Below are 21,701 nucleotides of genomic sequence, written 5' to 3'. Positions count from 1 at the left end.
CCCAAAGCAGGGACTCCAAACCGGCCGTGGCGTCGCCCATATGAACGCCATGGCCTTCGCCTTTTTCGAACAGACCCATGCCATCCATCGGCGTCACCGCTTCGCAAACCGGCTGCACACATTCGTGCTGGTCGCCGGCTCGCTCGCCCTTCTTGCGATGACGGCCTGGGCGATCGCCGGCACGACCGGTATCGTCTACGCGCTCATCTTCGGGGGCGTCAGCCTGTTCGCTGCCCGGCGGGTTTCGCCGTCGGTCGTCCTGCGCATGTACAAGGCAAAGCCTGTGGGGCCGGACCGGTTTCCGGCGGGCCACGCCATCGTCGCCGAGCTCTCGCGTCGCGCCGGCCTGACCCGAGCGCCCGATCTGCATGTGGTTCCGTCGCCGCTGATGAACGCGTTTGCCGTGGGTCGGCGCGATGCATCGGCGATCGCGGTGACTGATGCGCTGGTGCGGAGCCTGACCACACGCGAACTGGCCGGCGTTCTGGCCCACGAGATCACGCATATCCGCAACGAGGACATCAAGGTGATGAGCCTGGCCGATGTCGTCTCGCGGCTGACATCGACCCTGTCGACCATCGGCATCATCGCCGTTCTGTTCAACCTTTCGGGCTTCTTTCCGACCGTGCCCTGGCTCGGCATTGTGGCGATGATCGCGGCGCCGACCGTGGGCAGCCTGCTGCAGCTTGCACTGTCGCGCACCCGCGAGTTCGACGCCGATTATGGTGCCGCCATGCTGACCGGCGACCCGGACGGCCTGTCGTCGGCCCTCGTCAAGCTTGAAGGCGCCCATCGGCGCAGGCTCGAAGCGATGTTGCTGCCCGCCGGCCGGATGGCCGAGCCTTCCATGCTGCGCTCGCATCCGCCGACCGCAGAACGGGTCGAACGGTTGCAGGCGCTCAAGCCGACATTGCTGCGCACGCCGCCGGCAGACAATCCCACTGCCCGTCAGGCTCCGCTGCGACGGCGGGTTTCGCCGGTTCCGAAAATTCCCCGGCGCGAGCAGGACCGAATGCGTGACTGGCTGGCCTTTGCCGAGACGCGTCCACCGGTCGGGCCGGTCGTCGGCGCCACCGAAGCCGATTGTCCGGGTTGTGCCGGTCCGCTGCATCCGCCCGCAGATCAAGCCCCGCGCATCCGCATCGGTCGCGGCGGCGTCTGGTGGTGATCAGACGCGCGTGCGCTCGCCGCTTTCCGCCGCCCTATAGACTGCGTCGATGGCCCGTTGGTTGGCGCGGGAACTCTCAAGCGTGAACAGCGCTTCGCCCGATCCCGCCACATGGCGGGCAAAAGCGTCCACCTGACACTGGTACTGGTTGACGCCCGGAAAGGCGAAAATCTGCGCCTCGCGGTGGTCGGCACCGTGCAGCGTCACCCGGTCGGAATCGTAAAGCCCCGCATTGAACGGCGTCTGGACCTCGATGAAGCCCTTGTCGCCGTGAAACACCATCGACTGGCGTTGGGCGAGCTGTGTACCGAGGTAAAAGCCAAGATCGAACCCGTCGAACCGCATCGTCGCATTGGCGAAGATGTCGGTCCCGAATTTTGCATCGAAGTCGATTGTCGCCACCACGTCGCGCGGTTCCTGCCCGGTCACGAAGCGCGTCACGACGGTCGGATAAACGCCGATGTCGGGCAGTGCGCCGCCGCCCAGATCGGCCACGTTGCGCATATTGCTTCCGTCGCGGTTGAAATAGGAAAACGCACCCTGGACCATCCGCAGCGTGCCGATCGCGCCTTCTGCAATCAGCGCCCGCACTTTGAGCCATTGCGGATGATAAGTGACCATGAACGCTTCGGAGACGACAACGCCGGCCGCATCGCGCGCCGCGATCACCGGATCGATGTCTTCGGCTTTGAGCGCCAGCGGCTTTTCGACCAGAACATGCTTACCCGCCTTCGCGGCCTTGATCGCCCATTCGACATGGGTCGATGTCACGGTCGGGACATAGACGGCGTCGATGGCATCGCTGTCCAGCATCGCTTCATAGCTGTCGAACGCGTGTGCGATGTTGAAGCGGCGCGCGAAACCGGCCGCCGGACCGGGCCGGCGGCTGGCGACGGCGGTCACGATGCCGGTCTCGCTCTGCATGATCGCCGGCACGACCTGATCACGGGCGATTTTTGCGGTCGAGATAATCCCCCAACGGAACATGATGGCCCTCCTATTTTCGCGCGGGATTGGCTCGTTCGCGGATCTCCGCGAAGGTCCAGTCGCGCTTAAGCTCGCCATTTTCCCAGACCGGCTGCATCAGGTTCTGACGGTCGCCAATGTCCTTGAGCGGCATCGCCACCGGAGCGCCATCTTCGATAACGACCGCCTGCCGGTAGCGCTTGGACGCCTTGCCGGGGTCGGTCTTGGGGTCCTTGGCGATGCCGTGCCAGCCGCCGTCCGTGTCCTGCCGCGCATTGGCCTTCATGGCAAAGCGCAGCGTGTCGCGATTGACCCGCTGCAACAGCCCCGCGCCCATGCCGAAGGCGAGGTTTTCCGCCGACCAGCCGCGCTCGGTCATCGCTTCGAGCAGCACACGGATGGTGCGCGGTGTGATGCCGTCGCCCTGGATGACGCGCACGCAATCGGCCAACACCTTGTAGCCCTTGGCGTTGACGCGGTAGCCGAAAATGTCGCCGAGCATCTCGATCGTGTCGATGGGCACGCGGGTCGCATCGCCCGAGTCGGGCCGCACAACCAGCGTGCCGCCCATCGTCTCGACCTTTTCCTTCAGTTCTCCGCCCCAGATGTTGCGCACGGCGCGGAACAGATCGTAGCTGTCGGAGACCACGGCGACCAGTTTGCCGTCACCGCCGAACTGCTCGACCATGTTCTCGTAGGCCGCCGCCTCGCGCTCCTCGCCCCATGAAGTCATCGTCGAATGCTCGGCGGCCGGGATCGAAAAGCCGGCCATCTCCTCGCCGTAATATTTGCGCGCATAGACGAGCGCCGCGACGGTATCGGTGCCCAGGAAATTGACCAGATGGGCGACGCCGCCAAGGCCGGCCTGCTCATAGCTGGTCGCGCCGCGCGCGCCGAAATCGTGCAGGCGGAACGGCAGGATCGGCCCCGGATCGTCGCAGGTCCTGTCGAGCGTTTCGGCGATCATCTGGCGCACATGCCACGATACCGTCGCCACCGTCGACGGATACCAGACCGCGCGCAAAAGCGCGGTCTCGATGAAGGTCGGCAGCCAGAAAAATTCGGGGTCGGTGTTGCGCACCTGGACCATCGGCGTGCCGGCCGGAACGACCGAGCCTTCCGGCAGCGCCTCGATCATCAGCGGCAGATAGCCGCCATGGCGCTCGATCAAAAGATCCCAGCCGGGCCGGTTGAACGGCAGGCCGTGCGCCGTGATCATCGCCTCGGCTTCATCGACGTCGGCAAGCGTGACCGGCTTGGACAGATAGTCCTTGAGGAACATTTGCAGGCCGAAGAACAGCGTCACGTCATAGTCGCCGCCGCGCCGCGATTCGATATAGGCCGAGATCGCCGCCGTCTCCGGCGGATACTGCGCAAAGTGCGAGTATTTGTAGCTGTCGGTGTTGAGAATGAGGTTCATGGCGGGCTCCGACCGATGCAGGCCAGCCTTGTGTCAGAGCGGGCGGCGGGGAGCAAGGGTGCCCGTACAGGCTTCGGACTTCTCAGGCGGCAACCGGTAAGCGCTCATTGAAGAATGATACGCATCGTACTACATGTATGACATGATGCACACATGAGGCCGGTCATGACATCGATGTCTATCCGTGTTGATGCGGAGATCAAGGCTCGTTGGGATAAACTGTCCGAAGAGCATGGTTTGAACGCAAGCCATCTGATCCGTCAGGCGATCATCGACAAGCTCGAAGAGCTTGAGGATTTCTACACTGTGCGCAGTCGTTTGTCGGAGCCTTTCGAGCCGGTGCCGAACGAAGAGGTTTGGAAGAGGGTCGGTCTTGCGGATTGAATGGCATCCCGATGCCGTCACCGACCTTCTGGCGATCGCGACCGCCGATCAGCGGCGCATCAAGGCGGCGCTGGACGAATTGTCCCGCCTTGAGGACGCACGACAGCGCCTGGTTCCCTATTCGGGCAACCTGAAAGGCTTTCGGAAGCTGCGGTGCGGCGCTTACCGCCTCGTCTGTGAGTTATTGCGACGAGATGGGACCGTGGTGCTGATCGTCCATCTTGCGCATCGCAGCCGCGCTTACTCGAAACGCGGACAACGAACGATCAAGACACGCACCGGCGGCTAACCTTACCCCCTGAGCACGCCGCCCGTCGCCTTTTCGACACTGGCAACGATCCTGCCGCTCAGTGCTTCGAGGTCCTCGTCGGTCAGCGTTCGGTCGGTCGGCTGGATCTGCACTTCGACGGCGACCGACTTCCTGCCTTCGCCGAGCGCCGCGCCCTCGAACAGGTCGAAGACCGTCACGCCCGTCACCAACTGCTTGTCGGCGCCGGCGACCGCGCGCTGCAGGGCGCCCGCCGCCACATCGGCATCGACCACGAAGGCGAAATCGCGCGTCACCGCCTGGAACGGCGACAAATCGAGGCGCGGTTTGGTGCGTGTCGCCTTGCGCTTGGGTTCGGGCAGGGCGTCGATGAAGATCTCGAAGCCGCAGACCGGCCCTTTGACGTCGAGCACTTCGAGCGTGCGCGGATGCAGTTCGCCGAAATGGCCGAGCACGTTCTTCGGGCCGAGCTTGATCAGCCCCGAACGGCCCGGATGGTACCAGTCCGGCGCGCCGCGCTCGACCGTCAGCTTGTCGACCGGCGCGCCGCACGCTTCGAGCGCGGCCAGCGCGTCGGCCTTGGCGTCAAACACGCCGACCGCCGCCGCGTGTCCGTCCCATGCCCGGCCCGCGCCGGTGAGCGTCGCCGTGCCGCGGCGGATGCCGCCGGCGACCCTGCGCTGCCCGTCCGGCGTGTCGCTTTCATAAGTGCCCGCGACCTCGAACAGCGCGACATCGCCATGGCCGACATTGGCGTTGCGCTGGGCCGCCGCCAGAAGGCCGGGAAGCAGCGAGGGGCGCATGTCGCTCATGTCGGCCGCAATGGGGTTGGCAAGCTGCAGCGCGGCCGCGCCGCCGCCGAACGCCGCCGCATGGGCAGCCGGAATGAAAGACCATGTGACGGCTTCCATCATGCCGCGCGCGGCGAGCGCACGCTTCGCAGCGCGGGTGCGCACCTGCTGGACGGTCAGCACGCGCCCATTGACCGCACCATGGCTCTCAAGCGGCAGCGGCGCGATGTTGCCCACGCCATGGATGCGCATGACCTCCTCGACCAGATCGGCCTTGCCTTCAATGTCCGGCCGCCATGACGGAGCCGTGACCTTGGCGATCTCGCCCCTGCCGTTCACGTCAAAGCCGAGCCGTTCCAGAATGTCGGTGCTCTTGGCGGCTTCGACATCGGCGCCGGTCAGCCGCCTGACCTCGGCAAACGGAAAATCCACCGTCTTGCACTGATGGCCGGCATAGCCGGTCACGCGCGTTTCGGTGGGCGTGCCACCGCACAGGTCCAGCACCATGCGTGTCGCCAGTTCCAGTCCCGGCACCATGAATTCCGGATCGACACCCCGCTCGAACCGGTAACGGGCATCGGTGATGATGCCCAGATCGCGACCGGTCCGCGCGACATTGCGCGGGTTCCACAGCGCCGATTCGATGACCACATCGGTCGTGGTCTCGTCGCAGCCGGATTCTTCGCCGCCCATGATGCCGGCGATGGATTCGGGTCCGCGCTCGTCGGCGATCGTGCACATCTCGCCGGTCAGCGTGTACTCCTTGCCGTCAAGGCCAAGAATTGTCTCGCCATCGGTGGCGCGGCGCACGACGAGGTTGCCCGTCACCTTGGCGGCATCGAATACGTGCAGCGGCCTGCCCCAGCCGAAGGTGACATAGTTGGTGATATCGACGAGCGCATTGATGGGCCTCAGGCCGATGGCGATCAGGCGCTGCTGCATCCATTGCGGCGAGGGGCCGTTCTTGACGCCGCGCACCAGCCGCAGGGCGAAGCCGGGACACAGGTCCGGCGCGTCGATGCGCACATCGACCGGGCATGCGCCGTCGCCTGCAATCGGCTCGATGCCGAGCGGCTTGAGCGTGCCCAGCCCGGCCGCCGCCAGGTCGCGCGCAATGCCATGGACGCCGGTGCAGTCGGGCCGGTTCGGCGTCAGGCCGATCTCGATCACCGGATCGTCGAGCCCCGCATAGGCGGCGAAAGGCGTACCCACCGGCGCGTCCTCGGGCAGGTCGATGATTCCGGAATGCTCGTCCGACATCTCAAGCTCGCGCTCCGAGCACATCATGCCATGGCTCTCGACGCCGCGGATCTTGCCGACCGACAGTTCCAGATCGATGCCCGGCACATAGGTACCCGGCGCGGCGAACGCGCCGACGAGGCCGGCCCGCGCATTGGGCGCCCCGCACACCACCTGAACAGGCTTGCCGTCGCCGGCATCGACCGTCAGCACCTTCAGCTTGTCGGCGTCGGGGTGCTTCTCGGCGGTCAGCACGCGCGCAATGGTGAACGGCGCGAACTGCGCCTTGTCGTCCACCGCCTCGACCTCGAGGCCGATCATGGTCAGCGCCTCGGTGATCTCGGCAAGCGTTGCATCCGTGTCGAGATGGTCCTTGAGCCAGGACAATGTGAATTTCATCGTTTTTGCTTTCGATAGGCGTTGGTCAGCGGCCGGCGCGGCAGGTTCGCCGCTATTGGCTTAATCCTCCGAACAGGGTCGGCATGTCGAGCGGCCGGAAGCCATAGTGTTTCAGCCAGCGCACATCGGCGTCGAAAAAGGCGCGCAGGTCCGGCATGCCGTATTTCAGCATCGCCAGCCGGTCGATGCCGATGCCCCAGGCAAAGCCCTGATAGACGTCCGGATCGAGCCCGCCGGCGCGCAAAACGTTCGGATGCACCATGCCGCAACCCAAGATCTCCATCCAGTCATTGCCCTCGCCGAACCGGACTTCGCCGGGCTTTGACCGGTCGCACTGAATGTCCACCTCCAGGCTCGGCTCGGTGAACGGGAAGTAGGACGGCCTGAACCGCATGGCGACGTCGGGCACCTCGAAGAAGGCCTTGCAGAACTCCTCGATGGTCCATTTCAGGTGCGCGACCGTCGTCACCTTGTCGACGACAAGTCCCTCCAGCTGATGGAACATCGGCGTATGGGTGGCGTCGGAATCGTGCCGGTAGGTCTTGCCGGGAATGACGATGCGGATCGGCGGCTCCTGCGCTTCCATAGTGCGGATCTGGACTGGCGAGGTGTGCGTGCGCAGCACCTTGCGCTCGCCGTTTGCGTCCGGCGCCATGAAGAACGTGTCGTGCATTTCCCGCGCCGGATGATCCTCGGGGAAATTGAGCGCCGTGAAGTTGTAATAGTCGGTCTCGATATCGGGGCCTTCGGCAACGGCAAACCCCATGTCGGCGCAGATCGCGGTGATCTCGTCGATCACCTGGCTGATCGGATGGATGCGGCCGGTCTCGGCGGGCGACGGACGGACGGGAAGCGTGATGTCGACCGTCTCGGTCGCCAGCCGGGCCTCGATCGCCGCGTCGCGCAGTTCGGCCTTGCGGGCCGCGATCGCGTCGGTCACGCGGACCTTAAGCCCGTTCAGCGCCGGGCCCATCACCTGGCGCTCTTCGGCGCTCATCTTGCCGAGCGTCTTCATGCGCTCGGAGACCGCGCCTTTCTTGCCGATTGCCGCAACGCGCACCTGTTCGATGGCGTCCTCGTCGGCGGCCGAGGCGATGTCGGCCATCAGCGTCCGTTCAAGCTGATCGATCTCGGGTCGGGCCGTTTCGTTCATGACGGTTTCCCTATCTGTCCGGCGGTTCGTTTCTCACAGTCCGGCGACAAAGAAAACCCGCGTCCGGCGGTGGCCAGAAGCGGGTTCTCAAACTTGGGTGATGCGTTGAGAAGCGCGCTGGCCTAGCGGACAGCGGCCTCAAATGCGTTGGGCGTGGTGTCTTTCAGATAGGCCAGCTCGCCCTTGGCCTTTTCCGCGATGGCAGCGAATGCCGCCGGTTCGTGGATCGCCATGTCTGACAGCACCTTGCGGTCGATCTCGACGCCGGCCTTGTTCAGCCCGTCGATCAGCCGGCCATAGGTCAGGCCGTGCTCGCGCGCGGCGGCATTGATGCGCTGGATCCACAGCGAGCGGAAATTGCGTTTGCGGGCCTTGCGGTCGCGATAGGCGTACTGGTCCGCCTTCTCAACCGCCTGCTTGGCGATGCGGATGGTGTTCTTGCGCCGGCCGTAATAGCCCTTGGCGGCTTTGAGAACTTTCTTGTGCTTGGCGTGAGCGGTCACGCCGCGTTTGACACGTGCCATGGTCTTGGCTCCTTCAAATCTGGTGCGTGACGGCTCACAGGCCGTAGGGCATGAACTTCTTGACGATCTTCGTATCCGGCTCGGACAGCACCATGGTGCCGCGCGCGTTGCGGATGAACTTGTTGGACCGCTTGATCATCATATGGCGCTTGCCGGCCTGGGCGACCTTGATCTTGCCCGAGGCGGTGGTCTTGAAGCGCTTCTTGACCGAAGCCTTCGTCTTCATCTTGGGCATTTTGCTCTCCATTGTTCGCGTTCACGCCGGCCCGCTTTCGCAGGCGCTCCGCAAGGGCGTTCGAAAATTCGAACGGGGATCGGCCGATCCCGCCTCGCTTCGCTCGATTGTCGATGACGTGCTGGCTGTTCAGCATTCGTGAACCGCCACGGCATGCCCTGCCGGACGGTTCGGACCGCGCGCCTATAGACTCAAACCGTTGTGGATGCAAGCCTTGGCGGTGGGGAGGTACGCGCGATGACCAACGGGCGGGAACGCTTTCTGGACAAGGCCTATCAGGTCAGGACCGATGAGGAGACACGGGCGCTCTACGACCGCTGGGCGGAGGTCTACGACGAGGAACTGGACGAGAACGAATACCGCCAGCCGGCACGCTGCGCACAGGCCCTGGCCGAACGGCTCGCGCCGGGGCCCGGTGTTGCGGTGCTCGATGTCGGCTGCGGCTCGGGCCTGTCGGGCATCGCATTGCATCAGGCAGGATACGGCGCGATCGATGGCTGCGATTTTTCCACCGGCATGCTGAAGAAAGCCGAGGCGACCGGCATCTATCGCCGGCTGTTCGAGGCCGATCTGAACCGGCCGCCGCTCGATGCCGGCGATGGCGCCTATGACGCCGCGGCCTGCGTCGGCGTCTTTTCGACCGCCCATGTCCGGCCGGACGCGATCGACGAGATCGTGCGTGTGATCCGTCCCGGCGGCTTTCTGGTGATCGGACTGAACGACAATTTCTACCGGTCGGGCGGACTGGCCGGAAAGCTCGACGCCCTCGAAGCCGGCGGCCTTCTGACCGGCCGCGCCGACGAGCATGGCGAACATATTGTCGGCACCGGCCTGACCGGTTGGGTGATCGCCGCCCGCAAGGCCGGCTGAACGAAACGGCCAGCCAGCAAAAAAGGCCCGCCGCCGGCGAGCCTTCATTGCATGGCGCGATGTGTGCCGCTCTATTTCGGCGCCAGAACCATCATCATCTGTCGCCCCTCAAGCCTGGGCTCGGCTTCGACCTTTGAGATATCGCCGACTTCCTCGCGCACCTTCTGCAGAAGCTGCATGCCGAGCTGCTGGTGTGCCATCTCGCGGCCGCGGAAGCGCAGCGTGACCTTGACCTTGTCGCCATCCTCGAAGAAGCGCTTCACCGCCTTCATCTTCACCTCATAGTCGTGGGTGTCGATGTTCGGGCGCATCTTCACTTCCTTGACCTCGACGGTCTTCTGCTTCTTGCGCGCGGCCGCCGCCTTCTTCTGCTGTTCGTATTTCAGTTTGCCCAGATCGAGAATCTTGGCGACCGGCGGCTTGGCGTTGGGTGAGATCAGCACGAGATCGAGGCCGGCATCTTCGGCCATGCGTCGCGCTTCGAGCGTCTCGGTTATGCCCCTGTTTTCGCCGTCGGCGTCGATAAGCTGCACTTCTGGATCGCGAATGTCGTCATTGGCGGGCGGGCCGGACTTTTGCGGCGGTGGCGCTCTGAATGGTCTGCGAATGGTCGTAATCTCCTTGATATTGACCGGAAGGGTTCATGGTCCGAGCCGGCTGGCCGGGGTGCGGACGGCAGGTCCATAGCATGAACGTGTCCGCAAATCACCTGCCTTGGGCCGTTTGTTGCATTGATCCGGCCGGACGCATTCGGCCATGTGATGGCTTCACAGGTCCGATGCAACCCCTCATAAGGCGGACGATGGCGCAGGGACCGCCGGAGGAGCGCGAGATGGACGAACAATCGCTGACCGTGGACGGCGCCGAGATCGCCGTGTGCCACCGCACGGGCGGCGCGCCGAACTTCGTCTGGCTCGGCGGTTACCGATCCGACATGGACGGCACAAAGGCCGTCGAACTGGACCGCTGGTGCGGCGAGCACGCCATGGCCTGCACCCGGTTCGACTATTCGGGCCATGGCCGGTCGGGTGGCGATTTCCGGGCCGGCACGATCTCGCGCTGGCTCGGCGAGGCGCTCGCGGTGACCGAAAACGTCTGCGCTCCGCCGCTGGTCCTTGTCGGTTCGTCAATGGGCGCGTGGATCGCGCTGCGCATGGTCGCCGAACTCAACCGGGGCGGTGTCGGCGATCCGATCGCAGGGCTGCTGCTGCTGGCGCCCGCGCCCGACTTCACCAGCGAGCTGCATGAGCCCAAGCTGACCGGCGCGCAAAAGCGGGATCTGCAAGAGCAGGGCTATTTCGCCGAGCCGACGCCATACGGGCCCGAGCCGAACATCTTCACGCGGGACCTGTTCGAGGATGGCCGCAACAACCGCGTCATGACCGGGCCCATAGACACGCACTGCCCGGTGCGCATCATTCAGGGCCAGGCCGATCCCGACGTGCCGTGGCAGCATGCGCAGCGTCTGTTCGAGCTTCTGTCCAAGGACGATGCGGTGATCAGCTACGTCAAGGATGGCGATCACCGCCTGTCGCGGCCGCAGGACATCGCCATGATGCTCGATGCCGCCGGCGCGCTTGCGGGCAAGTCCGGCGGCCAGGGAGGCGGCCAGGGCTGACCATGTTTCGTTTTTCGGCCCTGTCGGCGGCGCTTGTCGCCTCATTCGTCGGTTTCGGCGGCACGATGGCGCTGGTGCTTGGCGCAGCCCAGTCTGTCGGCGCAACCGAGGCCCAGACGGCAAGCTGGATCACCGCAATATGCATCGCGGTGGCCATCGAGACCCTGATCCTGACCATCTGGTTTCGCATGCCGATCATCGCCGCCTGGTCGATCGCCGGCCTGGCGCTGGTGACGGCAAGCACGGGATACTCCATGAACGAAGCGGTCGGCGCCTTCGTCGCGGCGGGGCTCCTGACGATCGCCACCGGCCTGTTCCGGCCGCTGATGCGGCTGGTCGAAGCCATTCCCGGCGCGATCTCCGCCGGCATGCTCGGCGGCATCCTTTTGCCCTTCGTCGTCGCCGGCGCGCAGGCGGCCACCATCGATCCGGCCTTCATCCTGCCGCTGGCCGCCGGATTTTTCGTGCTGCGCACCTATGACGCGCAGCTGGCGGTGATCGGCGTGCTGTTCGTCGGCATTGCCTGGGCGCTGCTTGGCGGCATGACCGAAGGCGACATCACCATCGAGACCTCGTCGCTCGCCTTCGTCGTGCCGGAGATATCGGTCGGCTCGTTCTTCGGCCTCGCCGTACCGCTCTACGTCGTCACCATGGCCTCGCAGAACCTGCCCGGCCTGGCGGTGCTCCGCGCCGACGGCTATCGCCCGCCGGCCGGGCCGGTGATCGCCGTCACCGGCGTCTTCTCGACCTTGACCGGCTTTCTGGGCGCCTCATCGACCAATCTCGCCGCCGTGACCGCGGCCATCTGCACCGGCGAAGACGCCCATCCCGATCCGCACAAGCGCTGGGTCACGGGCATCTGGTACGGCCTCATCTATATCGTGTTCGCGCTGTTCGGCGCCTCGTTCGTGGCGCTTGTCACCGTGCTGCCCGCCTCGCTGATTGCGCTGGTTCTGGGCATCGCGCTGCTCGGGCCGCTGGCCAACTCCACCCGCATTGCCGTCGCCGAGGAACGCGACCGCATTCCGGCGATGACCACCTTTGCCATCACCGCCTCAGGCATTGTCTTTTTCGGCATCGGCGCCGCCTTCTGGGGCCTGATGCTGGGTCTCGCGGTGCATTTTCTGGCGCTGGCAAAACGCTGAATCTGAACAAAATTTAACGATTGTCCGCCGAAAAACCGGCCAAAAGCGCTTGCAGAGCAGGTGTTCGGTCACCACCTCAGAACCGTGGCGAGCCTTTATCGCCAGGCAAAAATGGGGTGTTCGAACATGACACAGACTGCCTTGATCCGTCCCGCGTGGACGCCGGCCACCATCGGCCTGATGGTGCTGGGTTTCATCGTCTTCTGGCCGCTGGGCCTGGCGATGCTGGCCTACATTCTCTGGGGCGACCGGCTGGATGGCTGGAAGGGTGACGTCAACCGCGCCACCGATGCCATGTCCCGCAATTGGAGCCGTTGCGGCCGTTCCGCCAACATGGCACCGCGCACCGGCAACGTCGCCTTTGACGACTGGCGCGATGCCGAACTCAAGCGCATCGAGGAAGAGCGCCGCAAGCTCGACGAAATGCGCAAGGAGTTCGATGACTATCTGCGCGAACTGCGCCGCGCCAAGGACCAGAAAGAATTCGACCAGTTCATGGCGGCACGCGGTCGCGACATGGATGCCGACGCCGGCAATGGCGCCAAGGGCACTTCGGTCCCGAACGTCAAGGGATCGGACGAGAGCTGATACGCAAAGAACCGGGCGCCGTCCTGTGATGGCGCCGGCACACAAACCGCGACGTCGGGACCTCTCCCGGCGTTGGCGGGCCGGCCGGAGCTGCTTCGCGCAGGTCCGGTTTCGCTGTTAGGCGCGCCGCCGAATCACGCTATGAACACCCCATGGTTTTCGGCCTGACGCGCGCACGGCGCCGACACGAGCAACGTCCGGACAGCCACCAGGTGGCTGGCCGGACGCTGCCGCTCTCGATCGTCGAAAACCCCCGCGCCAAGCGGCTGACGCTGCGCATACAGCCCGGCGATCGCGGTCTGAAGGTCACCGTGCCGCCCGGCATGGCGCAAGCGGAGATCGACCGGTTTCTGGCCCGTCACGAGGGCTGGCTCGCCGGCAAGATCGCCAAGATGCCCGATCGCCCGCAGGTGCGGCCGGGCATTAAGCTGCCGGTGCTGGGCGTCAACCATCTGATCGTCCACCGGCCCGGCCGCGGCGTCACGCGGATCGAGGACGGGGCGAACGGCCCCGAACTGGTCGTCTTCGGCGCGCCGGAACATTTGCCGCGCCGTGTCGCCGATTTTCTGAAGAAGACCGCCAGGGAGCGCATCGAGCCGCTGGTGGCCCGCCATGCCGCCACCGTCGGCCGGCCGGCGCGCGCGGTCCGGTTCAAGGACACGGTCAGCCGCTGGGGTTCCTGCTCGTCGGAGGGCAACCTGTCCTTTTCCTGGCGGATCGCCATGGCGCCGCCGCGGGTGATCGACTATCTGGTCGCCCACGAGGTGGCGCATCTGCGCGAGATGAACCACGGCGCGCGCTTCTGGGCGCTGTGCGAGGAGCTCTGCCCGGACACGAAGCGCTGCAAGGCCTGGCTCAAGCGCAACGGGTCGAAACTGCAGTCGATCGTGTTCTGACCGGCCCCACCGTGCCGGCCACGCCAGGCTTCATTCAAACATGCGCGTCGACCGCGGCGAATGATTGCTCGATGCGATCTTCCAGCAGATCGACCGGATAGTTGTTGGCAAGCAGCGTTCCACAGACGTCGGTGAAAAACCGCTGGTAACCGCTGCAGTAGACGGACGGATTGTCGAACCCCATGCCGTCGGCGTAACGGTTTTCGAGATCGCCGCTGCGGCACACGCCGCGCCAATCGCAGTCTCGGCAGGCGGTGGCGATCGTGTTGTTTGCGCGCCGGATCTCTCCAAAAACCCGATCGGCGAGGAAGTCGGGCAGCGACGTGTCCGCGATGGCCACGCGTGGCGTGCCCTTGAACCAGTCAAGGGCGGGGATGAGCGAATCGTCGACCGACACGGTTCCGTCGCTCTGCGCGACGATGATCTGGTAGGCGATCTTGTCTTCGCCCGGCGGTTCGGGCGGGCCTTTTTCCGTGTTCTGGAAATGCCGGATGACCTCCTTGACCTGCCGCACATTCACATCGGGATTGTCCTCGGCGAACCAGGCTTGGAACAGATCCGACAGGCACCGGCCATAGCTCTCCGCATCGCCATCGTCGGCACTGAACCCCTGATCGTGGCTGCGGTCGGGCAGGAGAAAGCTCATGTTCATGATGCCGAGCGACCGCAGGTAGCGATAGATGGCGCCATAGTCGTTGCGATGATCAAGAACGGAGATCGTCGACGGGCCGAGAGCCTGATTGCCGCCGGACCAGGCAACCAGGGTCCGGATCGTCTCGTCGACCGTGTCGAAGGTAGACCGTCCGTCCTTGGTCAGGCGGAAACGGTCATTGGCGCCGCGGTCGCCATCGATGCTGACGCCGACATGGATGCGGTGCTCGGCGAAGATATCGAGCCATTGCCGGCTGAGAATCGTGCCGTTGGTCTGCACGGCAAAGGAAACCTTGGCGACCGGCTCGATCGTTTCGCGCAGGAGCGTGCACGCCGCGGAGAAGCGCGCGGGCTTGAGGAGCAGCGGCTCGCCGCCGTGGAACGAGACCATCACGCGCCCGATGCCCAGTTCCGCGCAACCCTCACGTATCCAGCGCGCGAGCGAGGCCACCGTATCGAGACTGATCAGCGCCGGACGGTCCAGCGCCGATGTCTCGCCCATGTTGAAATAATAGCAGTAGCTGCAGTTGATGTTGCAGCGCTCGGCCACCTTCAACACGACCTGAAGCGTCCGGATCGAGGGCACGGCCGCATGGCGTCGCGTCGTGGCCGCGCCGGTCAGACCAGGGGGCATTGTGGCGCGGCCGGCTTAGCGGAACTCTTCGGTCTTGGGAGCCGCTTGCTTGTAGCTGCCGCCGCCGGTCTGGCTGTGATTGCCGCCGGTGGACTGATCGTAATCGCCGCCTTCCTGCTCGTAGTGCGGCCCTTCGGCGTGAATCCCCAAGGGAGGGAAGCCCGACAGCATGTCCGGCTCCACGAGTTTGTCGACGATCGCCTGACCGACAAACGCATCGTAGCGCTCTTTGAGTTCGGCATAGCGCTTTTCGCCAATCAGCTTTCGTGCAGTGATTTCTCTTTTAGGCATGGACCAAATCTCCTTTAACGGAAACATTCTGAGGGTGATACAAGTATTGGAAAGAGTCAATTTTGTTCTCTTTCACAAATAGATCGACCAGTCGGCGACCTCGTCCGGCATGGCGCCGGGCTGATCAAATGCTCGACTCGCTGAACCGTGCGCGCTAAGGCGCCTGCATGAGCCTCGACATCAAGATCTGCGGACTTTCGACACCGGACGCCATCGACGCGGCGGCAGCCGGCGGCGCGAGCCATGCCGGTTTCATCTTCTTCGAGAGATCGCCGCGCAACGTGGCGCCGGACGCTGCGGCGCCATTGGCAGCGCGGGCCAAGGCGGCCGGCGTTGTGACGGTCGCCGTAACGGTCGATGCGGACGACGCCATGCTCGACCGGATCGTCCGGACGGTCCGGCCCGACATGTTGCAATTGCATGGAAGCGAAAGCCCCGAACGGGTCGCCGCGGTCAGGGCGCGCCATGGCCTGCCGGTGATGAAGGCGTTCGCCATTTCCGGTCGCGATGACCTGAAAAAGCTGGACGCCTATCGCGGCGTCGCCGACAGGTTCCTGCTCGACGCCAATCCGCCAAAAGGATCGGACCTTCCCGGAGGCAATGGCGTCAGCTTCGATTGGTCGCTCCTTGCCTCGCTTGACGCGGACACGGACTATATGCTGTCCGGCGGGCTCGATGCCGGCAATGTGGGCGAGGCGCTCGGGATCGCCGGCCCGCCGGGGATCGACGTGTCCTCGGGCGTCGAAAGCGCGCCGGGCATCAAGGACGCGGGCCTGATCGAGGCGTTTTTTCTGGCGGTCGCCGAGGCGCGCGAACAGCGGCAGACCGCCGCTTTGGGAGTTTGACGATGAACAAGCCACCTGAACCCAATTCTTTTCGCACAGGTCCTGACGAGCAGGGCATGTTCGGCATTTTCGGTGGCCGCTTCGTCGCCGAGACGCTGATGCCGCTGATCCTCGACCTGCAGGACAAGTGGAACCAGGCCAAGACCGATCCGGAGTTTCAGGCCGAATTGCAGCATCTGAACACGCACTATACCGGCCGGCCCTCGCCGATCTATTTCGCCGAGCGGCTGACCGAGCATCTGGGCGGCGCGAAAATCTACTTCAAGCGCGACGAGCTGAACCACACCGGCTCGCACAAGATCAACAATTGCCTGGGCCAGATCCTGTTGGCCAAGCGCATGGGCAAGACGCGGATCATCGCCGAAACCGGCGCCGGCCAGCATGGCGTGGCCTCGGCCACGGTCGCCGCGCGGTTCGGCTTTCCCTGCCATGTCTATATGGGCGCCACCGACATCGACCGGCAGGCACCGAACGTCTTCCGCATGAAGCTCTTGGGCGCCGAGGTGACCCCGGTGACGGCCGGAAACGGCACCCTCAAGGACGCCATGAACGAGGCGCTGCGCGACTGGGTCACCAATGTCGAGAGCACCTACTACATCATCGGCACCGCCGCCGGCCCGCACCCCTATCCGGAGATGGTGCGCGAGTTCCAGTCGGTCATCGGCAAGGAGGCCAGGGAGCAGCTGCTTGAAATCGAGGGCCGGCTGCCGGACATGCTGGTCGCCGCCGTCGGCGGCGGCTCCAACGCGATCGGCCTGTTTCATCCGTTCCTCGACGACCGCAATGTGCAGATGGTCGGCGTCGAAGCGGGCGGCAAGGGGCTCGACACGGACGAGCACTGCGCCTCGCTGACCGCCGGTTCGCCCGGCGTGCTGCACGGCAACCGCACCTATCTTCTGCAGGACGGCGACGGACAGATCGAGGAAGGCCATTCGATCTCGGCCGGCCTCGACTATCCCGGCATCGGCCCCGAACATTCCTATTTGAAGGACACCGGCCGCGTCGACTATGTGCCGATCATGGACACCGAGGCGCTCGAAGCCTTCCAGCTCCTGTCGAAGATCGAGGGCATCATCCCGGCGCTCGAACCCAGCCACGCGCTCGCCGAGGTGATCAAGCGCGCACCGAAGATGCGCAAGGACCAGATCATCGTCATGAATCTGTGCGGCCGCGGCGACAAGGACGTCTTCGCCGTCGGCAAGCGGCTGGGATTTGAGATGTGACGATGGTCGACTTTGCCGGCCTCAAAGCCCTGTTCATCAACACGACGCTGAAATCGACCGCCCAGGGGCCGAGCCACACCGAACGGCTGATGCGCAACTCCATGGCGATCATGGAAAGGAACGGCGTCACGGTGGACTATCTGCGCGCCGCCGATCACCGGATCGCGTTCGGTATCATGCCGGACATGCGCGACCACGGCGCCGATCACGACGACTGGCCCGACATCTTTTGGCCGAAGGTGCGCGATGCGCATATTCTCGTGCTCGGTACACCGCTCTGGCTCGGCGAGGAATCGTCCGTCTGCCGCGTCGTCATCGAACGGCTTTACGCCCATGCGGGCCAGCGCAACAATGCCGGCCAGTACATCTATTACGGCAAGGTCGGGGGCTGTATGGTCACCGGCGACGAGGACGGCATCAAGCACGCGTCGATGACGTGTCTCTATGCGCTTCAGCACATCGGCTACACGGTGCCGCCGCAGGCCGATTCGGGCTGGATCGGCGAGGCCGGCCCGGGCGATTCCTATGGCGACAATGGCGCCGGTCTCGACAACGACTTCACGCGGCGGAACACCACGTTCATGACCTGGAACCTGATGCATCTGGCAAAGATGCTGGATGACGCCGGCGGCATTCCCGCACACGGCAATTCGGCCGTTGGCTGGAACAACGGCGAACGCTTCGATCACCCGGAGGTGCCGAAATGAGCACGATCACCATCTACCACAATCCCAAATGCGGCACCTCCCGCAACACGCTGGCGATGATCCGCGCGTCCGGCGAGGAGCCCGAGGTGATTGAATATCTGAAGTCACCGCCGGGCCGGGCCAAGCTCGTCGAGCTGATCGCGGCCACCGGTCTTTCAGTGCGCGAAGTGCTGCGCAAGAAGGGCACGCCCTATGAGGAACTCGGGCTCGATGATCCCAAATGGACCGATGACGAGCTCATCGACTTCATGGTCGAGCACCCGATCCTGATGAACCGGCCGATCGTCGTCACGCCGCTCGGAACGGTCCTGTCGCGCCCGTCCGAAAAGGTGCTGGACGTGCTGCCGAACGCCGACAAGGTCGGCACCTTCACAAAGGAAGACGGCGAAGTCGTCGGCAAATCGGGGCAAAGCGCATGACCAACCGTTTCGACACGCTGTTTGCGCGGCTTGCCGATGAAGGCCGGCCCGCGCTCGTCACCTACATTATGGGCGGCGATCCGGACTACGACACCTCGCTGTCGATCATGAAGGCCCTGCCGGAAGCGGGCGCTGACATCATCGAACTCGGCATGCCGTTTTCCGACCCGATGGCCGACGGGCCCGCGATCCAGATGGCGGGACAACGCGCGCTCAAGGGCGGGCAGACGCTGGCCCGTACGCTGGCGATGGCCAAAGCCTTCCGCAAGACCGATACCGATACGCCGATCGTCCTGATGGGCTATTACAATCCGGTCTACATCTATGGTGTCGACCGGTTCCTCGACGATGCGAACGCTGCCGGAATCGACGGTCTGATCATCGTCGACCTGCCGCCGGAAATGGATGGCGAACTGTGCATTCCGGCGCTTGAGGCCGGCATCAGCTTCATCCGGCTGGCGACCCCGACGACCGACGACAAGCGCCTGCCGGCCGTCCTCGCCAACACGTCCGGCTTTGTCTATTACGTCTCGATGACGGGCATCACCGGATCGGCCATCGCCGACACCGGCGCGGTCGGCGAGGCGGTCAACCGTATCAAGGGCCATACGCCCTTGCCGGTCTGTGTCGGCTTCGGCGTCAAGACCGCCGAGCAGGCCCGGCTGATCGGTCGCGATGCGGACGGCGTGGTGGTCGGCACGGCGATCGTCCAGGCCATCGTCAATTCGCTGGACGGCGATGGCGGCTCGACGTCCGACACGGTCGCCGCCGTCACGACGCTGGTGGGCGGCCTGGCCGCAGGCGTCCGCGCCGCGCGCCTTGAAGCTGCCGAATAGCCGGTCCACATTGGCCCAAAACGGGAATCGGTCATGAACTGGATCACCAACTACGTCCGTCCGCGCCTCAACTCCATGCTGGGGCGGCGCGAGACGCCGGAAAACCTCTGGATCAAGTGCCCCGAGACCGGCGAGATGGTGTTTCACGCCGATGTCGAGGAAAACCAGTGGGTGATCCCGGTCTCCGGACACCACATGAAGATCGCCGCGCGCCAGCGGCTCACCCATTTCTATGATGGCGGCGCGTTCCAGGAGATCGCCAATCCGGAGGTGGCGCAGGACCCGCTGCGTTTCCGGGACCAGAAGAAGTATTCCGACCGGCTGCGCGAGAACCGGCTGAAGACCGGTCTCGAGGATTCCATCATCAACGCCACCGGCAAGCTCGAGGGCATGGAAATCGTCACCACAGTGCACGATTTCACCTTCATGGGCGGCTCGCTCGGCATGGCGGCCGGCGAAGCGATCATTCGCGGCTTTGAGACGGCCATCGAAAAGAAATGCCCGATGGTGCTGTTCGCCGCATCCGGCGGTGCGCGCATGCAGGAGGGCATCCTGTCGCTGATGCAGTTGCCGCGCACCACGGTTGCCGTCGAAATGCTGAAGGAGGCGGGCCTGCCCTACATCGTCGTCCTGACCAATCCGACCACCGGCGGCGTTTCGGCCTCCTATGCGATGCTGGGCGACATTCACATCGCCGAACCGGGCGCGGTGATCGGCTTTGCCGGCGCGCGGGTCATCGAACAGACCATTCGCGAAAAGCTGCCCGAGGGCTTCCAGCGTTCCGAATATCTGCTCGATCACGGCATGGTCGACATGGTCGTGCCGCGCACCGAACTGAGGGCGACCATCGCCCGCCTGCTTCGCATCCTGACCAAACAGGACGTGCCTGCGACCGAAACGGTCGGGCAGGCCGCGGTGATGGACGAGACCGGCTCGGTCGACACGGTGCCGGTCGCCGATCCCGAAGATGCGGCGGTGACGACAGGTGCCGTCGAGACCGAAATTCTCGAACCGGCCGAGGCGACGCCCCAAAAGCCTTCGCCCAGCTTCTGACGGAGCGCGGCCATGGCAAGCGATCATCATCCGCCCGCCGCGCCGGGCACCGAACTGGTATCGCCCGACGAAGCCACCCGCGCCATCGAGGCGCTAATGGCCCTGCATCCGAAGGGGTTCGACCTGTCGCTCGGCCGCATCCGCCGTCTGCTGGGCGCGCTCGGCGATCCGCACACGGCGCTGCCGCCGGTGATCCACATCGCCGGCACCAACGGCAAGGGGTCGTGCGCCGCCTTCTGCCGCGCGCTGCTGGAGGCCGCCGGCCATCGCACCCACGTTCACATCTCGCCGCACCTCGTGCGCTGGCACGAGCGGTTCCGGTTGGCCGGCACGTTGGTCGACGATGCAGTGCTCGCAGATGCGGTGCGCCGCGTCGCCGACGCCAATGACGGCCGCAAGATCACTGTCTTCGAGATCCTGACGGCGGTCATGTTCGTCCTGTTCAGCGAACACAAGGCCGATGCGGCAGTCATCGAGGTGGGTCTTGGCGGCCGCGCCGACGCCACCAATGTGATCGACCGGCCGGCGGTCAGCGTCATCATGCCGGTCGGTCTCGACCATCAGGCCTATCTCGGCGACACGGTCGAACTGATCGCCGGCGAAAAGGCCGGCATCATGAAACCCGACGCGCCGGTGGTCATCGGCGCCCAGCCTCATCCGGAGGCGCGCGACGAACTGGTCACGCGCGCCGAAGCTCTGGGCTGCGACGCGCACATCTATGGTGAGCATTTCATCGCCTTCGAGGAGCATGGCCGGCTGGTCTTTCAGGACACCGACGGTTTGCTTGATCTGCCTTTGCCGGCGCTGCGGGGCCGGCACCAGCTTTCCAACGCCGCCGCGGCCATCGCCGCACTGCGCGCCGGCGGTTTTTCCCTGACCGAGGCGGCCGCCGAGCGCGCGATGCAGACGGTCGACTGGCCGGCGCGGTTGCAGCGGCTGACCGAAGGCGATCTGGTGGCGCTCGCACCAAAGGGGGCGGAGATCTGGCTCGATGGCGGCCACAATCCCGACGGCGCGGCGATGGCCGCCGAGCATCTCGCCGCACGCGAGGAACAGGTCGAGCGGCCGCTGTTCATGATCGCCGGCATGCTCAACACCAAGGATGCCGTCGGCTATTTCCGCGTGTTCGAGGGCCTCGTCCGGCATGTCTTCACCGTTCCGGTGCCGGGCAGCGATGCCGGTGTCGATCCGGGCTTTCTCGCCGACCAGGCGCTCGAAGCCGGCCTTTCGGCGGAGCCGATGGAAAACGTCTCCGCCGCGCTCCGTCTTTTGGCTGAAAGCTGGAACGGCCTGGAGCGTCCGCCGCGTATCCTGATATGCGGCTCGCTCTATCTGGCCGGCGATGTTCTGCGCGACAACGGCACGCCGCCACGGTAGC

At 65.0% G+C, this 21,701-nt stretch carries 24 protein-coding genes; 15 read left to right on the top strand and 9 right to left on the bottom strand.

Features of this window, described 5'->3' with window-relative positions; translation table 11 throughout:
- Positions 1-40 precede the first annotated feature (40 nt).
- Positions 41-1,168, top strand: a complete 1,128-nt coding sequence (locus tag DEM25_RS05015; protein ID WP_245412765.1) for a zinc metalloprotease HtpX — start codon at positions 41-43, stop codon at positions 1,166-1,168.
- Here DEM25_RS05015 and DEM25_RS05010 read toward each other — a convergent pair whose 3' ends face one another.
- Both DEM25_RS05010 and DEM25_RS05005 read right to left on the bottom strand, forming a co-directional pair.
- Positions 1,169-2,155 (bottom strand): Gfo/Idh/MocA family protein, encoded by a 987-nt coding sequence (locus DEM25_RS05010; protein ID WP_109766976.1) that lies wholly within the window; start codon positions 2,153-2,155, stop codon positions 1,169-1,171.
- Positions 2,156-2,165: 10 nt separating this feature from the next.
- Positions 2,166-3,554 carry a nicotinate phosphoribosyltransferase gene (locus DEM25_RS05005; protein WP_109766975.1) on the bottom strand — a complete coding sequence of 463 codons (1,389 nt, stop codon included), beginning with the start codon at positions 3,552-3,554 and terminating at the stop codon, positions 2,166-2,168.
- A 165-nt stretch (positions 3,555-3,719) separates the two neighbouring features.
- Here DEM25_RS05005 and relB point away from each other — a divergent pair, with 165 nt between their 5' ends.
- Together relB and DEM25_RS04995 are read left to right on the top strand one after the other, a co-directional pair.
- Positions 3,720-3,938 carry a type II toxin-antitoxin system RelB family antitoxin gene (relB, locus tag DEM25_RS05000; RefSeq protein ID WP_158585167.1) on the top strand — a complete coding sequence of 73 codons (219 nt, stop codon included), beginning with the start codon at positions 3,720-3,722 and terminating at the stop codon, positions 3,936-3,938.
- Positions 3,928-4,227, top strand: coding sequence for a type II toxin-antitoxin system RelE family toxin (locus DEM25_RS04995; protein ID WP_158585166.1), 300 nt, complete (start codon positions 3,928-3,930; stop codon positions 4,225-4,227). The genes relB and DEM25_RS04995 overlap by 11 nt, the downstream gene beginning before the upstream one ends.
- A 2-nt stretch (positions 4,228-4,229) precedes the next feature.
- Here the strand turns inward: DEM25_RS04995 and pheT are convergent, their stop codons facing one another.
- The 4 genes from pheT to rpmI form a co-directional block, all read right to left on the bottom strand.
- The gene (pheT, locus tag DEM25_RS04990) at positions 4,230-6,635 is read right to left on the bottom strand and encodes a phenylalanine--tRNA ligase subunit beta (RefSeq protein ID WP_109766972.1); all 2,406 of its coding nucleotides are present in this window, start codon (positions 6,633-6,635) and stop codon (positions 4,230-4,232) included.
- A 52-nt stretch (positions 6,636-6,687) separates the two neighbouring features.
- Positions 6,688-7,788 carry a phenylalanine--tRNA ligase subunit alpha gene (gene pheS / locus DEM25_RS04985; RefSeq protein ID WP_109766971.1) on the bottom strand — a complete coding sequence of 367 codons (1,101 nt, stop codon included), beginning with the start codon at positions 7,786-7,788 and terminating at the stop codon, positions 6,688-6,690.
- Between the two features lie 122 nt (positions 7,789-7,910).
- Complete coding sequence (rplT, locus tag DEM25_RS04980) at positions 7,911-8,312, bottom strand: 50S ribosomal protein L20 (RefSeq protein ID WP_109766970.1); 402 nt, start codon at positions 8,310-8,312, stop codon at positions 7,911-7,913.
- Between the two features lie 34 nt (positions 8,313-8,346).
- Positions 8,347-8,547, bottom strand: a complete 201-nt coding sequence (gene rpmI, locus DEM25_RS04975; RefSeq protein ID WP_109766969.1) for a 50S ribosomal protein L35 — start codon at positions 8,545-8,547, stop codon at positions 8,347-8,349.
- Positions 8,548-8,784: 237 nt separating this feature from the next.
- Here rpmI and DEM25_RS04970 point away from each other — a divergent pair, with 237 nt between their 5' ends.
- On the top strand, positions 8,785-9,417 hold the full coding sequence (locus DEM25_RS04970; protein ID WP_120222639.1) for a class I SAM-dependent DNA methyltransferase: 633 nt from the start codon (positions 8,785-8,787) through the stop codon (positions 9,415-9,417).
- A gap of 71 nt (positions 9,418-9,488) precedes the next feature.
- Here DEM25_RS04970 and infC read toward each other — a convergent pair whose 3' ends face one another.
- Entirely contained in the window at positions 9,489-10,025 is a 537-nt protein-coding gene (gene infC, locus DEM25_RS04965) for a translation initiation factor IF-3 (RefSeq protein ID WP_109766967.1), read from the bottom strand.
- Between the two features lie 224 nt (positions 10,026-10,249).
- On the opposite strand from infC, the gene DEM25_RS04960 reads away from it, so the two are divergent.
- From DEM25_RS04960 to DEM25_RS04945, 4 genes are all read left to right on the top strand, one after another.
- The gene (locus tag DEM25_RS04960; RefSeq protein ID WP_109767041.1) at positions 10,250-11,035 is read left to right on the top strand and encodes an alpha/beta hydrolase; all 786 of its coding nucleotides are present in this window, start codon (positions 10,250-10,252) and stop codon (positions 11,033-11,035) included.
- Between the two features lie 2 nt (positions 11,036-11,037).
- Positions 11,038-12,180 (top strand): benzoate/H(+) symporter BenE family transporter, encoded by a 1,143-nt coding sequence (locus DEM25_RS04955; protein WP_109766966.1) that lies wholly within the window; start codon positions 11,038-11,040, stop codon positions 12,178-12,180.
- Between the two features lie 126 nt (positions 12,181-12,306).
- The gene (locus DEM25_RS04950) at positions 12,307-12,768 is read left to right on the top strand and encodes a DUF2852 domain-containing protein (protein ID WP_109766965.1); all 462 of its coding nucleotides are present in this window, start codon (positions 12,307-12,309) and stop codon (positions 12,766-12,768) included.
- A 152-nt stretch (positions 12,769-12,920) separates the two neighbouring features.
- The gene (locus tag DEM25_RS04945; RefSeq protein WP_109766964.1) at positions 12,921-13,664 is read left to right on the top strand and encodes a M48 family metallopeptidase; all 744 of its coding nucleotides are present in this window, start codon (positions 12,921-12,923) and stop codon (positions 13,662-13,664) included.
- Between the two features lie 34 nt (positions 13,665-13,698).
- Here the strand turns inward: DEM25_RS04945 and DEM25_RS04940 are convergent, their stop codons facing one another.
- Together DEM25_RS04940 and DEM25_RS04935 are read right to left on the bottom strand one after the other, a co-directional pair.
- On the bottom strand, positions 13,699-14,949 hold the full coding sequence (locus DEM25_RS04940; protein ID WP_109766963.1) for a radical SAM protein: 1,251 nt from the start codon (positions 14,947-14,949) through the stop codon (positions 13,699-13,701).
- A gap of 15 nt (positions 14,950-14,964) precedes the next feature.
- Positions 14,965-15,240: a transposase gene (locus tag DEM25_RS04935; protein ID WP_109766962.1), complete on the bottom strand. Its 276-nt coding sequence runs from the start codon at positions 15,238-15,240 to the stop codon at positions 14,965-14,967.
- Positions 15,241-15,407: 167 nt separating this feature from the next.
- Here DEM25_RS04935 and DEM25_RS04930 point away from each other — a divergent pair, with 167 nt between their 5' ends.
- The 7 genes from DEM25_RS04930 to DEM25_RS04900 are packed head-to-tail and all read left to right on the top strand — an operon-like array spanning position 15,408 to position 21,700.
- Positions 15,408-16,085, top strand: coding sequence for a phosphoribosylanthranilate isomerase (locus DEM25_RS04930; RefSeq protein ID WP_109766961.1), 678 nt, complete (start codon positions 15,408-15,410; stop codon positions 16,083-16,085).
- Between the two features lie 2 nt (positions 16,086-16,087).
- Positions 16,088-17,308: a tryptophan synthase subunit beta gene (gene trpB / locus DEM25_RS04925; RefSeq protein WP_109766960.1), complete on the top strand. Its 1,221-nt coding sequence runs from the start codon at positions 16,088-16,090 to the stop codon at positions 17,306-17,308.
- A 2-nt stretch (positions 17,309-17,310) separates the two neighbouring features.
- Positions 17,311-18,015 carry a flavodoxin family protein gene (locus DEM25_RS04920; RefSeq protein ID WP_109766959.1) on the top strand — a complete coding sequence of 235 codons (705 nt, stop codon included), beginning with the start codon at positions 17,311-17,313 and terminating at the stop codon, positions 18,013-18,015.
- A complete protein-coding gene (gene arsC / locus DEM25_RS04915; protein WP_109766958.1) occupies positions 18,012-18,434 on the top strand; it encodes an arsenate reductase (glutaredoxin) in 423 nt (140 codons plus the stop codon). The genes DEM25_RS04920 and arsC overlap by 4 nt, the downstream gene beginning before the upstream one ends.
- Positions 18,431-19,270: a tryptophan synthase subunit alpha gene (gene trpA / locus DEM25_RS04910; protein ID WP_109766957.1), complete on the top strand. Its 840-nt coding sequence runs from the start codon at positions 18,431-18,433 to the stop codon at positions 19,268-19,270. The genes arsC and trpA overlap by 4 nt, the downstream gene beginning before the upstream one ends.
- 33 nt (positions 19,271-19,303) lie before the next feature.
- Positions 19,304-20,323 (top strand): acetyl-CoA carboxylase, carboxyltransferase subunit beta, encoded by a 1,020-nt coding sequence (gene accD / locus DEM25_RS04905; protein WP_109766956.1) that lies wholly within the window; start codon positions 19,304-19,306, stop codon positions 20,321-20,323.
- Between the two features lie 12 nt (positions 20,324-20,335).
- Entirely contained in the window at positions 20,336-21,700 is a 1,365-nt protein-coding gene (locus DEM25_RS04900; RefSeq protein WP_245412764.1) for a bifunctional folylpolyglutamate synthase/dihydrofolate synthase, read from the top strand.
- Position 21,701 lies beyond the last annotated feature (1 nt).

The sequence above is a fragment of the Oceaniradius stylonematis genome, assembly GCF_003149475.2.
In the GTDB taxonomy this organism is placed as follows: domain Bacteria; phylum Pseudomonadota; class Alphaproteobacteria; order Rhizobiales; family Rhizobiaceae; genus Roseitalea; species Roseitalea stylonematis.
The sequence above is the reverse complement of the archived record's forward strand: the minus strand, read 5'-3'. Positions and strand labels throughout refer to the sequence as shown.